Annotated in this window: 13 protein-coding genes; 8 read left to right on the top strand and 5 right to left on the bottom strand. The window is 72.0% G+C overall.

What is annotated here, in order from left to right; genetic code table 11:
* Positions 1 to 354: 354 nt before the first annotated feature.
* Positions 355 to 1,128 (top strand): hypothetical protein, encoded by a 774-nt coding sequence (locus ABZ453_RS18615; RefSeq protein WP_359016028.1) that lies wholly within the window; start codon positions 355 to 357, stop codon positions 1,126 to 1,128.
* Between the two features lies 1 nt (position 1,129).
* Here ABZ453_RS18615 and ABZ453_RS18610 read toward each other — a convergent pair whose 3' ends face one another.
* Positions 1,130 to 1,888 (bottom strand): hypothetical protein, encoded by a 759-nt coding sequence (locus ABZ453_RS18610; protein WP_359016027.1) that lies wholly within the window; start codon positions 1,886 to 1,888, stop codon positions 1,130 to 1,132.
* Between the two features lie 194 nt (positions 1,889 to 2,082).
* On the opposite strand from ABZ453_RS18610, the gene ABZ453_RS18605 reads away from it, so the two are divergent.
* The 5 genes from ABZ453_RS18605 (at position 2,083) to ABZ453_RS18585 (ending at position 9,208) form a co-directional block, all read left to right on the top strand.
* Complete coding sequence (locus tag ABZ453_RS18605; RefSeq protein WP_359016026.1) at positions 2,083 to 3,612, top strand: aldehyde dehydrogenase family protein; 1,530 nt, start codon at positions 2,083 to 2,085, stop codon at positions 3,610 to 3,612.
* A 119-nt stretch (positions 3,613 to 3,731) separates the two neighbouring features.
* Positions 3,732 to 5,264 carry a GMC oxidoreductase gene (locus ABZ453_RS18600; protein ID WP_359016025.1) on the top strand — a complete coding sequence of 511 codons (1,533 nt, stop codon included), beginning with the start codon at positions 3,732 to 3,734 and terminating at the stop codon, positions 5,262 to 5,264.
* A complete protein-coding gene (locus ABZ453_RS18595) occupies positions 5,261 to 6,316 on the top strand; it encodes a glycine betaine/L-proline ABC transporter ATP-binding protein (RefSeq protein ID WP_356762430.1) in 1,056 nt (351 codons plus the stop codon). Before ABZ453_RS18600 ends, ABZ453_RS18595 begins: the two co-directional genes overlap by 4 nt.
* Complete coding sequence (locus ABZ453_RS18590) at positions 6,316 to 8,253, top strand: ABC transporter permease subunit (RefSeq protein WP_359016024.1); 1,938 nt, start codon at positions 6,316 to 6,318, stop codon at positions 8,251 to 8,253. Before ABZ453_RS18595 ends, ABZ453_RS18590 begins: the two co-directional genes overlap by 1 nt.
* Position 8,254: 1 nt before the next feature.
* The gene (locus ABZ453_RS18585) at positions 8,255 to 9,208 is read left to right on the top strand and encodes an ABC transporter substrate-binding protein (protein ID WP_359016023.1); all 954 of its coding nucleotides are present in this window, start codon (positions 8,255 to 8,257) and stop codon (positions 9,206 to 9,208) included.
* Here ABZ453_RS18585 and ABZ453_RS18580 read toward each other — a convergent pair whose 3' ends face one another.
* From ABZ453_RS18580 to ABZ453_RS18570, 3 genes are read right to left on the bottom strand one after another with little or no spacing between them, the layout of a single operon-like run.
* Positions 9,209 to 9,934: an isocitrate lyase/phosphoenolpyruvate mutase family protein gene (locus ABZ453_RS18580; RefSeq protein ID WP_359016022.1), complete on the bottom strand. Its 726-nt coding sequence runs from the start codon at positions 9,932 to 9,934 to the stop codon at positions 9,209 to 9,211.
* The gene (locus tag ABZ453_RS18575; protein ID WP_359016021.1) at positions 9,931 to 10,374 is read right to left on the bottom strand and encodes a carboxymuconolactone decarboxylase family protein; all 444 of its coding nucleotides are present in this window, start codon (positions 10,372 to 10,374) and stop codon (positions 9,931 to 9,933) included. The genes ABZ453_RS18580 and ABZ453_RS18575 overlap by 4 nt, the downstream gene beginning before the upstream one ends.
* A complete protein-coding gene (locus tag ABZ453_RS18570) occupies positions 10,371 to 10,868 on the bottom strand; it encodes a carboxymuconolactone decarboxylase family protein (RefSeq protein WP_359016020.1) in 498 nt (165 codons plus the stop codon). Before ABZ453_RS18570 ends, ABZ453_RS18575 begins: the two co-directional genes overlap by 4 nt.
* 47 nt (positions 10,869 to 10,915) lie before the next feature.
* On the opposite strand from ABZ453_RS18570, the gene ABZ453_RS18565 reads away from it, so the two are divergent.
* A complete protein-coding gene (locus ABZ453_RS18565; RefSeq protein WP_359016019.1) occupies positions 10,916 to 12,304 on the top strand; it encodes a PLP-dependent aminotransferase family protein in 1,389 nt (462 codons plus the stop codon).
* 60 nt (positions 12,305 to 12,364) lie between these two features.
* Positions 12,365 to 12,850, top strand: a complete 486-nt coding sequence (locus tag ABZ453_RS18560) for a carboxymuconolactone decarboxylase family protein (RefSeq protein WP_359016018.1) — start codon at positions 12,365 to 12,367, stop codon at positions 12,848 to 12,850.
* Between the two features lie 137 nt (positions 12,851 to 12,987).
* Here ABZ453_RS18560 and ABZ453_RS18555 read toward each other — a convergent pair whose 3' ends face one another.
* Complete coding sequence (locus ABZ453_RS18555; protein WP_359016017.1) at positions 12,988 to 13,782, bottom strand: aminotransferase class IV; 795 nt, start codon at positions 13,780 to 13,782, stop codon at positions 12,988 to 12,990.
* Positions 13,783 to 13,785: the final 3 nt, after the last annotated feature.

The following is a 13,785-nucleotide window of genomic DNA, read 5'->3' as shown; positions in this document are numbered from 1 at the left end:
GGCTCTGATCGTGGGGCCGGCGCCGGCGGGGCTGACGCCGGTGTCTCGCCGGACGGGGCTGCCGGGGCTGTCGGCTCTCAACCGCCGGCTCCCCTCGTTCCGCCCCTGCCCGGTGGCTGGCCCGGTACGGGGGCCGGGAGCGGCTGGCATGGGCCCGGGGCCGGGGGGACCGTGGTGGATTCGGGTGCCGGAAACGGTGGTTCGGGTTCGGCCGGGGGCGGTGGGGCGTGGGCGGCGTCGGCCGGCTCGGGCGTCGCAGGTTCTCCTGCTGATTCCGGTTCCTCCGGCGCAGCCGGTGGCGGCGGGGCCGGAGGACCTGCGCCGGAGTGGTCCAGCGGGGCTTCCTGGGGGACTGTGCCCGAGTGGGGTTCCGGGGCCTCGTGGACGCCCCCCGAGCAGCAGGGCGCGGGCGGTGGTGGGCTCAGTCGGCGGCTCGTGTGGTCCGTGGTGGTCGGGGCCGCCGTGGTCGGGGTCGCCGTCAGTCTCGTGGTGACCCTGGTCGTGGGGAGGAGCGGCGGCGGACACAAGGAGCCCGTCGCCGCCGGGTCCTCCACGACGGCGAGCGAGTCGCCCACCCAGTCGCCGTCACCGCTCGTCGAGGACACCACGACGTCCTCGCCCTCGCCCTCCGCACCGCCCGCGGGATACGAACTGCGCGACGACGAGGAGGGGTTCCGGATCGCCGTACCGGAGGGCTGGACCCGCACCACCGCGCCCTCGCTGTTCGGGATCGACGTGGTCAACTACCGCAGCGCCGACAGCACACACCGGCTGCAGGTCTACCAGGTGCAGGAGGAGTCCCCGCAGGCCTCCTTCGACCTGTACCTGTCCGACCAGACCCCCAAGCCCGCCGGCTTCAAGAAGCTCGGCCTGCAGACCCTGGACGACGGGCAGTTCACCGGCTCCCGGCTGGAGTACCTCGCCGGCGCCATCAAGGGCGAGCCCGACGTCGGCACCTGGCACGTCTACGACGAACGCTTCGTCGCCCAGGACGGCAACATCTACGCCATCGCCTCCTACGGCCCCGACTCCGACGGCCGCGACGACGAACTCGCCAAGCTCACCACCGCGTTGGACTGGTTCTGCCCGCCGAACACCACCTGCGACCCCGCCCCGGGCACCGACTGACTCAGGTGTTCTGCAACCGCTGCTGCAGCTTGCCGATGTCCACCGACTGGTCCGGCGACGGTGTGGCGGAGGGCACCGGCTTGTCGTAGTCCGAGAAGGCCAGCGTCGTGTCGGTGCGGCCGCCCTTCAGTGTGGCCTCGACCAGCCGGTGCGGCGCGCCCGAAGTGACGTACAGCACCGACCGTTGCCCGCCCTCCGTGCCCTTCAGCGGAATCACCTTCGTGCCGTCGACGGTCGTCTCGGCGCCCTTCGTCAGGGACTTGCCGCCCGACGACGACCCGGTGTCCACCTGTCGCTGGAAGGCGGACAGGTCGCAGGTGTCCGACAGCCCCTTGAGCATGGCGTCCTTCGTCGTGCCGTGGATGTAGCGGCCCTTGAAGAGCTGGGCGACCGCCGCACCCTGCGGCCCTGGCACCTGCGCCTTCCAGAACGCGGTGTCCGGCTTCATCCACACCTGCTCGCCCCGCTTGACCAGCTCGACACTGCCACCGTGACCGCCCATCCGCAGGGTCCCGACACAGTTGCCGTCCCGGTCGAGGGAAAGGTCCATGAACGTCGGCTGGGTCTTGCCGTGCGCCACCCCCGCCCCGCGGTCCGTCAGCTTCAGGTGGACGGACGTGGCGTCGAGGAGGTTCTTCTTCGCCTGCTGGGCCAGCTGCCGGGCGGAGAGCCCACCGCCGTCGTCCGCGGCGGCGAGTGCGGCCGGGGTGAGGGCGAGGGCCACGCTCGCCGCCGTACACACCAGAGCCCTGCCGTGCATGACCTCACCTCCGTGGTGCGCGTCACGGCTCAGCCTACGGTTCGCTCTATTTGCCCGCATGTTCAGTGACACAGCGCACTTTCGGCCATGGATTGCGCATGCAATCAGGGGTGGAGGGCAGGTGCTCACGGTCCCGGTGGGTGACACCGGTGTGACTCACGGGAGCTGAACAGGAACGGAAGGCAGTACCGAACATGGCGGACAGGGCGCAAGCACCGGAACTCGACGCGCAGGCGACCATCCACGTGGCGGGAGAATGGCGAGAAGCCGTCTCCGGCGCCACGCGAGAGATCCTCGACCCCGCGGACGGGCAGCCCTTCGCCCTGGTCGCGGAGGGTGACGAAAAGGACACGGACCTGGCGGTCGCGGCCGCCCGGGAGGCCTTCGACCACGGCGACTGGCCCCGCACCCCCGTGGCCGAACGCGCCGCGCTGCTGCGCCGCGTCGCCGATCTTCTCGTACGCGACCGCGAACGCCTCGGCCGGCTGGAGAGCCAGGACGCGGGCAAGACCGTGGAGGAGGGCCGGGTCGACATCGACTGTGTCGCCGACGCCTTCCGCTACTTCGCCGACCTGGTGGCCGGTGAGGCACCGGGCCGGGTCGTCGACGCGGGCTCGCCCGACGTCCACAGCGTGGTCGTGCACGAACCGGTCGGCGTCTGCGCGCTGATCACCCCCTGGAACTACCCCCTCCTCCAGGCCAGTTGGAAGATCGCCCCGGCCCTCGCGGCCGGCAACACCTTCGTCGTCAAGCCCAGCGAGATCACCCCGCTCACCACCGTCGCCCTCGTCGACCTGCTCACCGAGGCCGGTCTGCCCGCGGGCGTCGCCGGCGTCGTCACCGGCCCCGGCCACTCCGTCGGCGCCCGGCTCGCCGAGCACCCGGACGTCGACCTGGTCTCCTTCACCGGCGGCCTGGTCAGCGGCACCAAGGTCGCCCAGGCGGCGGCCCCGACCGTGAAGAAGGTCGCGCTCGAACTCGGCGGCAAGAACCCCAACGTCGTCTTCGCCGACGCCTGCGTCACCGAGGAGGGCTTCGACACCGCCGTCGACCAGGCCCTCAACGCCGCGTTCATCCACAGCGGCCAGGTCTGCTCGGCCGGCGCCCGCCTCATCGTCGAGGAGTCGCTGCGCGAGCGCTTCGTCGCCGAACTCGCCCGCCGCGCCGGCCGGATACGCCTCGGCCGCGGCACCGAGGACGGCGTCGAGTGCGGCCCCCTCGTCTCCGAGCAGCAGCGCACCAAGGTCGAGGCGTACGTCGCCTCAGCGCTGGAGGAGGGCGCGGTGCTGCGCTCGGGCGGCCGGCGGCCCGTACCGGCGCCGCAGCGTCCCGCGTCCGGCTACTTCTACGAGCCGACCGTCCTCGACCAGTGCCACCGCCAGATGAAGGTCGTGCGCGAGGAGGTCTTCGGACCGGTGCTGACAGTGGAGACCTTCCGCACCGAGGACGAGGCCGTCGCCCTCGCCAACGACACCGAGTACGGCCTCGCCGGCGCCGTCTGGACCTCCGACGCGGGCCGTGCCCGCCGGGTCGCCGGCCGGCTGCGGCACGGCACCGTCTGGATCAACGACTTCCACCCCTATCTTCCGCAGGCGGAGTGGGGCGGCTTCGGCAAGAGCGGCGTCGGCCGCGAGCTGGGGCCGGCCGGCCTCGCCGAGTACCGCGAGACCAAGCACGTGTACCAGAACCTGGCGCCGAAGCCGGTCCGCTGGTTCGCGGGCTGAGCCCCGATTCCCGTACCCACCCGCGACTTCCGTACGACACAGCGACCTCCGTACGCCCCCCACTCCCGTACGAAGCCCCCGACTCCCGTACGTTCCCCGCACCTTGGAGCAACCCCCTCATGTCCGAGACCCCCCATCTCTACGACTACGTCGTCATCGGCGGCGGAACCGCCGGCTCCGTCATAGCCTCCCGCCTGTCCGAGAACCCCGACGTCACCGTCGCCGTCATCGAGGGCGGCCCCAGCGACGTCGGCAGAGAGGACGTCCTGACGCTGCGCCGCTGGATGGGCCTGCTCGGCGGTGAGCTCGACTACGACTACCCCACCACCGAGCAGCCACGCGGGAATTCGCACATCCGGCACAGCCGGGCCCGCGTCCTCGGCGGCTGCTCCTCCCACAACACGCTGATCGCCTTCAAGCCGCTGCCCTCCGACTGGGACGAGTGGGAGGCGGCCGGCGCCAAGGGCTGGGGCGCGGTGCCGATGGAGGCGTACTTCGCGCGACTGAAGAACAACATCGTCCCGGTCGACGAGAAGGACCGGAACGCCATCGCCCGCGACTTCGTCGGCGCCGCCCAGAAGGCGCTGGACGTCCCCCGCGTCGAGGGCTTCAACAAGAAGCCGTTCGACGACGGCGTCGGCTTCTTCGACCTGGCCTACCACCCCGAGACCAACAAGCGCTCCAGCGCGTCGGTCGCGTACCTCCACCCGGTGATGGACGAGCGGCCCAACCTGACGATCCTGCTGGAGACCTGGGCGTACCGGCTTCAGCTCGACGGCACGCGCGCGGAAGGCGTGCACGTCCGCACCAAGGACGGCGAGGAGATCCTCGTACGCGCCCGCGACGAAGTCGTCCTGTGCGCGGGGGCCGTCGACTCCCCGCGGCTGCTCCTGTACTCCGGTATCGGCCCGCGCGCGGACCTGGAAGCCCTCGGCATCCCCGTCGTGCACGACCTGCCCGGCGTCGGAGAGAACCTCCTCGACCACCCGGAGTCGGTGATCGTCTGGGAGACCAACGGACCCATCCCGGACAACTCCGCGATGGACAGCGACGCCGGCCTGTTCGTGCGCCGCGACCCCGAACACCCGGGCCCGGACCTGATGTTCCACTTCTACCAGATCCCGTTCACGGACAACCCGGAGCGGCTGGGCTACGAACGCCCCGCCTACGGCGTCTCGATGACGCCCAACATCCCCAAGCCGAGAAGCCGCGGCCGTCTGTACCTGACGAGCGCGGACCCGTCGGTCAAACCGGCCCTCGACTTCCGGTACTTCACCGACGAGGACGACTACGACGCCCGCACCCTCGTCGACGGCATCCGCGTCGCTCGCGAGATCGCGAGCACCGAACCGCTGGCGGGCTGGCTCAAGCGCGAAGTGTGCCCGGGGCCGGAGGTGACCGGCGACGAGGAGCTGAGCGAGTACGCCCGCAAGGTCGCGCACACCGTCTACCACCCCGCCGGCACCTGCAGGATGGGCGCCACGGACGACGACCTCGCCGTGGTCGACCCCGAGCTGCGGATCCGCGGCCTTGAGGGCATCCGGATCGCCGACGCCTCGGTCTTCCCGACGATGACCGCCGTGAACCCGATGATCGGAGTGCTCATGGTCGGTGAGCGGGCCGTGGACCTGATCGGGGGTGGTGTGCGATGAGCACGGCCATCGAAAAGCCCGTCTTCTCCGTCGACAACCTGTGGAAGGTGTTCGGCCCCAAGGCGGACAGCGTGCCCGGCGACGCCGAGCTGTCCGCGCTGGCGCCCTCCGAGCTCCGGGCCCGCACCGGCTGCACGGCCGCCGTCCGGGACGTCTCCTTCGACGTGCGCAAGGGCGAGGTCTTCGTGGTGATGGGCCTGTCGGGCTCCGGCAAGTCCACGCTCGTCCGCTGCCTCACCCGCCTCATCGAGCCGACGGCCGGCACGATCGCCATCGACGGCGAGGACGTCCGCGCCATGGACAGGTCCCGGCTGCGTGAACTGCGCCGCCACCGGGCCGCGATGGTCTTCCAGCACTTCGGCCTCCTCCCGCACCGCACCGTCCTCGACAACGTCGCCTACGGCCTGGAGATCCAGGGCGTCGGCAAGGCGGAGCGCAGGGCGCGCGCCCAGCAGGTCGTCGCCAAGGTCGGCCTGGAGGGCATGGAACAGCGCCGCCCCGGCCAGCTCTCCGGCGGCCAGCGCCAACGGGTGGGCCTGGCCCGGGCGTTGGCCGTCGACCCGGAGGTCCTGCTGTTCGACGAGCCCTTCAGCGCCCTCGACCCCCTCATCCGGCGTGACATGCAGGAGGAGGTCGTGCGACTGCACCGCGAGGAGGGCCGCACGATGGTCTTCATCACGCACGACCTGAGCGAGGCCCTCAAGCTCGGCGACCGCATCGCGCTGATGCGCGACGGCCGGGTTGTCCAGCTGGGCACCCCGGAGGAGATCGTGGGCAGCCCCGCGGACGACTACGTCCGCGAGTTCGTCCGGGACGTGTCGCGGGAGCAGGTCATGACGGTCCGTACGGCCATGCGCCCCGGCGGCTGCGAAGGCCCGGAGCACCCCGGCGCGCTCGCCCCCGACGAGCTCGTCGCCGACGCCATCAAGGTGGTCGCCACCAGCGGCAGGCCGGCCTGTGTGGTCGAGAACGGCCGCTGTCTGGGCGTCGTCGACCACGAGAGGCTCCTTGGTGTGGTCGCCGGGACCGAGCCGCAGCGGGAGGCCGCCTGATGGCCACCCTCACCGCGCCCGTCCCGCTGTCCGCGGGCTTCCTCAAACACCGGGCCGTCCGGAAACTCCTGCTGCTCGCGCTCGCCGCCGCGGTCCTCGTCCCGCTCGCCAACGCCCAGTGGGCGAGCGGAAGTTGGCCCGCCGCCCTCACGGTCGACCTGTCCAAGCCGCTCACCGGCGCCAGCAACTGGATCATCGACAACCGCGACAGCCACCCGCTGTTCCTCTACGGCTTCGGCTACGTCAGCAACGCGGTCGTCCTCTCCGTACGCGCCGTCTATCTGGTCCTCCTCGCCGCGGGCTGGGCCGGGGTGACGGCCATCGGCGCCCTCGTCGCCTGGCGGGTCGCCGGCCTCAGGCTGGCCCTCGGCACGGCCGTCGCGTTCCTCGCCTGCGGGCTGCTCGGCATGTGGATCCCGACGATGCAGACGCTCGCCCTGATGGTGGTCGCCGTCCTCGCGTCGGTGGTGGTGGGCGCCCTCCTGGGCCTGGCCGCCGGTCTCTCCGACCGCCTCGACCGCGCCCTGCGCCCGGTCCTGGACACCATGCAGGTGCTCCCCGCCTTCGCCTACCTCCTCCCGGTCGTCCTGGTCTTCGGCATCGGCGTCCCCGCCGCCGTCCTGGCCACCGTCGTCTACGCCGCCCCGCCGATGGCCCGCCTCACCTCCCTCGGCCTGCGCGGCGCCGACAAGGAGGTCCTCGAAGCCGTCGACTCGCTCGGTGCCACCGCCCGCCAGCGGCTGCTGACCGCGCGCATCCCGCTGGCCCGCAAGGAACTCCTCCTCGGCCTCAACCAGACGATCATGATGGCCCTGTCGATGGCGGTCATCGCGTCCGTCATCGGCGCCGCCGGCCTCGGTGACCGCGTCTACCAGGCCCTGGCCTCCGTCGACGTGGGCGCCGCCCTCGCGGCCGGCATCCCGATCGTGCTGCTGGCCGTCGTCCTGGACCGGGTCACCTGCGCCGCGGGCGAGAACGCCGGCGAGGAGCCGGCGGGCGTGCGCCCCTGGCTGTACGCGGCCGCGGGCGCCGTCGCCGTGGCGCTGGCGGGACGTCTCGCCGGGCGTCTCGACTGGCCCGAGGCATGGACCCTGAACATCGCCGACCCGGTCAACAGCGCCGTCGACTGGATGACCGCCCACCTCTACTCGGGCGTCCCGGTCGTCGGCGGCACCGCCGACTGGGCGGGCCACTTCACCACCTGGGTCCTGGACCCGGTCCGCGGCGGTCTGCAGTGGCTGCCCTGGTGGTCCGTGCTGCTCCTGGTCGCCGCCCTGGCCTGGCTGATCGGCACCTGGCGCACCGCGCTCACCGCGGTCCTCGCCATGGCCGCGATCGGCGTGCTCGGCGTGTGGAAGCCCTCTCTCGACACGCTCTCCCAGGTCCTGGCCGCCGTCGCCGTCACCCTCGTCCTCGGTTTCGCGACCGGTATCGCGGCCGCCCGCAGCGACCGCTTCGAGCGCCTGCTCAGGCCCGTCCTGGACGTCTTCCAGACGATGCCCCAGTTCGTGTACCTGATCCCGGTGGTGGCCCTGTTCGGCGTCGGCCGCGCCCCCGCCGTCGCGGCGGCCGTGGTCTACGCCCTGCCCGCCGTCGTCCGGATCACCACCCAGGGGCTGCGCCAGGTCGACCCGGCCGCGCTGGAGTCGGCCCGCTCCCTCGGCGCGACCCCCGCCCAGCAGCTGCGTCAGGTCCAACTCCCGCTAGCTCGGCCCGCGTTGCTGCTCGCCGTCAACCAGGGCGTGGTCCTCGTCCTCGCCGTCGTCATCATCGGCGGCCTGGTCGGCGGCGGCGCGCTCGGCTACGACGTCGTGTTCGGCCTCGCACAGGGCGATCTGGCGACGGGACTGGTGGCCGGTGCGGCGATCGTGTGCCTGGGGTTGATGCTCGACCGGGTGACCCAGCCGACGCAGCGCCGCGCGACGAAGGGAGCGTGACATGCGACTGCGCGTCACCACGACCGCCGCGGTCGCCTCGCTGGCGCTGCTCACCGGCTGCGGCGCCGCCGACATGACCAAGCAGGCGTCCCCCTTCGCCAACGCCGGGGGCACCGGGAGCGTGACCCTCTCCGTGCAGTCCTGGGTGGGCGCGCAGGCCAACGTGGCCGTCGCCCAGTACCTGCTGGAGCACAAGCTCGGCTACCGCGTCGACACCGTGCAGGTCGACGAGGTCCCCGCCTGGGACGCGCTCAGCCAGGGCCGGGTCGACGCGATCCTGGAGGACTGGGGCCACCCCGACCAGGAGAAGCGGTACGTCGACGACAAGAAGACCATCGCGCGCGGCGGCGGCCTCGGGGTGACCGGGCACATCGGCTGGTTCGTGCCGACGTACCTGGTCAAGCAGCACCCCGACATCACCGACTGGAAGAACCTCAACAAGTACGCCTCCCTCTTCCGCACCGCGGAGAGCGGCGGCAAGGGCCAGCTGATGGACGGCTCGCCGTCGTATGTCACCAACGACAAGGCGCTGGTGACGAACCTGAAGCTGAACTACCAGGTGGTGTTCGCCGGTTCGGAGGCCGCGCAGATCACCCAGATGAAACAGTTCGCCAAGGAGAAGAAGCCCTTCCTGACGTACTGGTACGCCCCGCAGTGGCTGTTCAAGAAGGTCCCCATGACCGAGGTGAAGCTGCCGCCGTACAAGGAGGGCTGCGACGCGGACCCGGCCAAGGTCGCCTGCGCGTATCCGCACACCCCGCTGCAGAAGTACCTCAACGCCGACTTCGCGAGGAAGGGCGGCAAGGCGGCCGCCTTCCTGAAGAAGTTCAAATGGACGACCGAGGACCAGAACGAGGTCTCCCTGATGATCGCCGACCAGAAACTGTCGCCCGAACAGGCGGCGAAGAAGTGGGTGGACGGCCACGCGTCCACATGGAAGGCGTGGCTGTCCTGATCACCAGCGTTTCCTCAGCTCGTCCGTCATCCCCTTGAACGCCAGCGCGGCCCAGCGCTGCAGGGTCGGCCCGAAGGTGATGCGCGTGGCCCCGAGTTCACCGAGTTCGGAGGGCTCGGGGCCGCCCTCCAGGGTGGCGTTCACATTGATCGGGCCCTGGATGCCGGACCGCAGCAGGGGCAGTACGTTCGTCGGGGCGCCGATCGGATAGACGCAGTCGGCGCCCGCGGCGACGTACAACGCGGCCCGCTCGATGGCCCGTGCGGGATCGCCGTCGCCGTACGCGAAGGTGTCGACGCGGGCGTTGACGAACAGCTGGTCACCGGCCGCGAACCGCACCCGGGCCAGCCAGTCGGCGTGCTCGCGCGGGTCCTTGAGCACGCCCCGGTGCGAGTCCTCCAGGTTGCAGCCGACGGCACCGGCCGCCAGCAGCCGCTCCACCAGCTCCGTCGGCGCCAGCCCGTACCCTCCCTCGACGTCGGCCGACACGGGCACGTCCACCGCCCGGCAGATGCGCGCCACCGCAGCGAACATCTCGTCGGCCGGGGTCGACCCGTCCTCGTACCCGAGCGAGGCCGCGATCCCCGCGCTGGGCGTGGCGAGCGCCGGGAACCCGGCCTCCTCCAGCGTCCGCGCGCTGACCGCGTCCCACGGTCCCGGCAGCATGAGAGGGTCGCCGGGGAGGCGGCCGCGGTGCAGGGCGCGGAAGACATCGACCTTGCTCATGGTGTGTACCCTCCCGGCGGGATCCGGCGGCCGACCATCACCCGGTTCCAGTTGTTGATGGCGACGGCCAGGCCGACGAGATGGGCGAGCCGGCCGTCGTCGAAGTGCTCGGCCGCACGGTCGTACACCTCATCGGGTACGAAGCCCTCCGTCAGCACGGTGATCGCCTCCGTCAGCGCGAGCGCGGCCCGCTGCCGCTCGTCGAAGACGTCCCCGGCCTCCTCCCACGCGGCCAGCAGATCCAGCTGCTTCTCGCTCACCCCGTGTTCGCGGGCGATGGTGAGGTGCATGTCCAGGCAGAAGGCGCAGTGGTTGAGCTGCGAGGCCCGGATGACGACCAGTTCGGCGAGGGCGGGATCCCCGAGCCCCCGCTTCGCCGCCGCGCTGAGTGCCGACATGGCCTGTCCGACGGCACGGTCGAGCACCTGCGTACGGCTCACTGGTGCTGCCCCGGCGTGTAGTGGCCCGGTGCCATCCGGGTGGTCACGCCGAACCGGTTCCACGCGTTGATCACGGTGATCGCGGCGATCAGCTGGGCCAGCTCGGCCTCCTCGAAGTGCTTGGCCGCGTGGTCGTACACCTCGTCGGGCACGAATCCGTCGGTCAGGACGGTGACCGCCTCGGTCAGCTCGATCGCCGCGAGCTCCTTCTCCGTGTAGAAGTGCTTCGACTCCTCCCAGGCGCCCAGCTGGACGACCCGCTCCACGCTCTCCCCGGCCGCGAGCGCGTCCTTGGTGTGCATGTCCAGGCAGAAGGCGCAGTGGTTGATCTGCGAGGCCCGGATCTTCACCAGCTCGTACAACCTGGGGTCCAGGCCCTGCCTGGCGGCCGCCTCGAGGCGGACCATCGCCTTGTAGACCTCGGGCGCGTGCTGGGCCCAGCGCAGCCGGGCGGGCCGCTCGGGCGCGTACTCGGTGGTCTGCTCTGTGGTCATGTCCTCGACCCTAGAAGCGAGGCAGCCCAGGGGTATGGTCCATTTCCATGGCAAAATCATGGGCCACTTTGGGTGTCGACCTGCATCTGGAGCCGACGGGACCGGGCGTGCGCCGGGGCGTGACCGACGCCCTGCGCGAGGCGGTCCGCACCGGCCGGCTGGCCCCCGGCACCCGGCTGCCCTCCTCCCGCAGCCTCGCCGCCGACCTGGGTGTCGCCCGCAACACGGTCGCCGAGGCCTACGCCGACCTGGTCGCGGAGGGCTGGCTCACCGCACGGCAGGGCTCCGGCACCCGGGTGGCCGACCGCCCGGTCAGTCCGCCCTCCGCGCCCCCGCCGCACCCGCGCGCCCCGAGCAGCCCCGCCTACGACCTGGTCCCGGGTCTGCCCGACCTCGCCTCCTTCCCGCGCGCCGAGTGGCTCAAGGCCGCCCGCCGCGCCCTGGCCGCCGCCCCCCACCAGGCCCTGGACTACGGCGACCCGCGCGGCCGCGCCGAACTGCGCACCGCCCTCGCGCACTACCTCGCCCGCGCCCGGGGCGTGCGCGCCGACCCGGACCACATCCTGGTCTGCGCCGGCATCTCACACGGACTGCGGATCCTCGCCGCCGTCCTGCGCGCACACGGCGCCGGCACGGTCGCCGTCGAGTCGTACGGGCTCCACGTCCACTGGCACCTGCTCGCCGAGGCCGGCCTGCGCACGGTCCCGTTGCCCTTCGACGAACGGGGCACGGACCCGGGCGAGTTGGCGGACCAGGGCGCCGTCCTGCTCACGCCCGCCCACCAGTTCCCGATGGGCCACACCCTGCACCGGGACCGGCGGGCGGCCGTCGTCGACTGGGCCCGCCGCACCGGGGGCCTGGTGATCGAGGACGACTACGACGGGGAGTTCCGCTACGACCGCCAGCCCGTCGGCGCCCTCCAGGGCCTCGACCCCGAACACGTCGTCTACGCCGGCACGGCCAGCAAGTCCCTCGCCCCCGGCCTCCGGCTGGCCTGGCTGGTCCTGCCCCCGGGATGGGTGCGGGAGGCGGTGAAGGCCAAGGGCAGGGTGGACAGCTGCGGGGCGCTGGACCAGCTGACCCTCGCCGAGTTCCTCACCTCCGGCGCCTACGACCGCCATGTACGCGCCGCCCGGCTGCGCTACCGGCGCCGCCGCGACGCGCTGGTGGCCCGGCTCGCCCGCAGCGCCCCGCAGGTCCGCGCCACCGGCATCGCGGCCGGGCTGCACGTCGTCCTGCGGCTCCCGCCGGGCACCGAGCAGGAGGCGCTGCGGGCGGCGGCCTGGCAGGGGCTCGCGGTGCACGGGCTGCACCGCTACCAGCACCCCGAGGCGAGGGTCGAGCGGCGCGACGCGCTGGTCGTCGGCTACGGGACACCGCCGGACCACGCCTGGTCGGGGGCGCTGGACGCCCTGTGCGCGGCACTGCCCGAATGACGCCGCCGTAATTGCCTCATTCAGCATTCCCGAATGCGGTCGCGCGGATAGAGTCGCCCCATGAGCAACAGTGACGCGATATCCCGTGTGCCCCTCAAGAAAATCACCCCCGACGTCTCCAAGGCGATGGGCTCCCTGCACACCGCCGCCGTTTCCGCGGCCCAGGACGCCAAGGTCGAACCGGAACTCCTGGAACTGATCAGGATTCGCGCCTCGCAGATCAACGGCTGCGCGTTCTGCCTCGACATGCACACCAAGGACGCGCGGGCGGCGGGCGAGACGGAGCAGCGGATCTACGCCCTGAACGCCTGGCGGGAGACCCCCTTCTTCACCGAACGCGAGCGCGCCGCACTGGCGTTGACCGAGGCCGTGACCCTGGTCCACGACGGCCGGGTGCCGGACGCCGTCTACGCGGAGGCCGCCGAGGTCTTCGAGGAGGACCAGATCGCGGCACTCATCTGGGCGGCCACCGTCATCAACGCCTACAACCGCATCGCCATCGCCACCCGGATGGCACCGGGCGGTTATCAGCCCGCCAATAAATAACGCCGGTCCCAGGAATAGGGCCGATCCCAGGAATAGGGTCGGACACATGAATAGGGCCGGATACAGGAATACCTGATACGGGCATCGGCGATCCGCGCCGATGCCCGTATTCCATGCGCCCTTTCCCGCTTTTCCGGCTATTTCTCCGGCAGCGGCTCCATGATGTCGTCCAGCCAGGAGCGCCATTCCGGGGCGTGGGTCGCGGGGGCCGCCTTGATCGACCCGCCCACCCAGTCCGTCACCGGCCGGATCCCGTGGAGCGCGTTGACGAGCCACACCTCGCGGCCGTCCAGTTCGGCCACGGTCCGGGTGCGGTGGGCGAGCCGGACGCCTTCACGGTGGGCCCGCTCCTGGATGAGGGCGACCGTGACGCCGGGCAGGACGGGCAGCTGGGGCGGGGGGAGACACAGCGTGTCGTCCTCCCACCACAGCACGCTGGCCGTGGCCGCCTCCAGCACCACTCCGGACGGCGCGACGAGCACCGTCTCGTCGGCTCCCTCGCCCGAGGCGCGTCTGCGGACCCGGGCCAGCGTGTCCAGGTCCGGGCCCTTGCGGCGGGGCACGGTCCGCGGGTCGGACTGGCCCGTGGCCCAGACCCGTACACCGGTCGCGAGCGGTGGCGCGTGCCGCAGCAGCAGCCGCAACTCCGTGCCGCCCGGAGCCAGTTCGACACGCGGGAACCACTCGCCCGTCCGCGGCAGCGCGTCGGTCACGTCCCGCCAGAACTCCAGCAGCCGTCGGAGCGGCGGCCCGCCGACCTCTCCGCAGGCCCGCAGGAACCGCTCCCGGTGCCGCTCCAGACCGCGCACCCTGCCGTCCCGCACCAGCCACGAGTCCGCGACGAGCAGCCGCCCGCCGGGCTCGCCCGCCGGAGCCAGCCCACCGGCGGGCGTCCACGCCGACAACCCCTCGGCGATGACAGGTTGCGTCACAGC

Source organism: Streptomyces sp. NPDC005799, from assembly GCF_040630525.1.
Lineage (GTDB): Bacteria > Actinomycetota > Actinomycetes > Streptomycetales > Streptomycetaceae > Streptomyces > Streptomyces griseorubiginosus_B.
This window is presented reverse-complemented; position numbering and strand designations above follow the sequence as displayed.

Coding starts and splice junctions, on each gene's coding strand:
- ABZ453_RS18565 (WP_359016019.1), top strand. CDS start 10,916: ATGGCAAAATCATGGGCCACTTTGGGTGTCGACCTGCATCTGGAGCCG.
- ABZ453_RS18595 (WP_356762430.1), top strand. CDS start 5,261: ATGAGCACGGCCATCGAAAAGCCCGTCTTCTCCGTCGACAACCTGTGG.
- ABZ453_RS18600 (WP_359016025.1), top strand. CDS start 3,732: ATGTCCGAGACCCCCCATCTCTACGACTACGTCGTCATCGGCGGCGGA.
- ABZ453_RS18580 (WP_359016022.1), bottom strand. CDS start 9,934: ATGAGCAAGGTCGATGTCTTCCGCGCCCTGCACCGCGGCCGCCTCCCC.
- ABZ453_RS18560 (WP_359016018.1), top strand. CDS start 12,365: ATGAGCAACAGTGACGCGATATCCCGTGTGCCCCTCAAGAAAATCACC.
- ABZ453_RS18590 (WP_359016024.1), top strand. CDS start 6,316: ATGGCCACCCTCACCGCGCCCGTCCCGCTGTCCGCGGGCTTCCTCAAA.
- ABZ453_RS18610 (WP_359016027.1), bottom strand. CDS start 1,888: ATGCACGGCAGGGCTCTGGTGTGTACGGCGGCGAGCGTGGCCCTCGCC.
- ABZ453_RS18605 (WP_359016026.1), top strand. CDS start 2,083: ATGGCGGACAGGGCGCAAGCACCGGAACTCGACGCGCAGGCGACCATC.
- ABZ453_RS18570 (WP_359016020.1), bottom strand. CDS start 10,868: ATGACCACAGAGCAGACCACCGAGTACGCGCCCGAGCGGCCCGCCCGG.
- ABZ453_RS18585 (WP_359016023.1), top strand. CDS start 8,255: ATGCGACTGCGCGTCACCACGACCGCCGCGGTCGCCTCGCTGGCGCTG.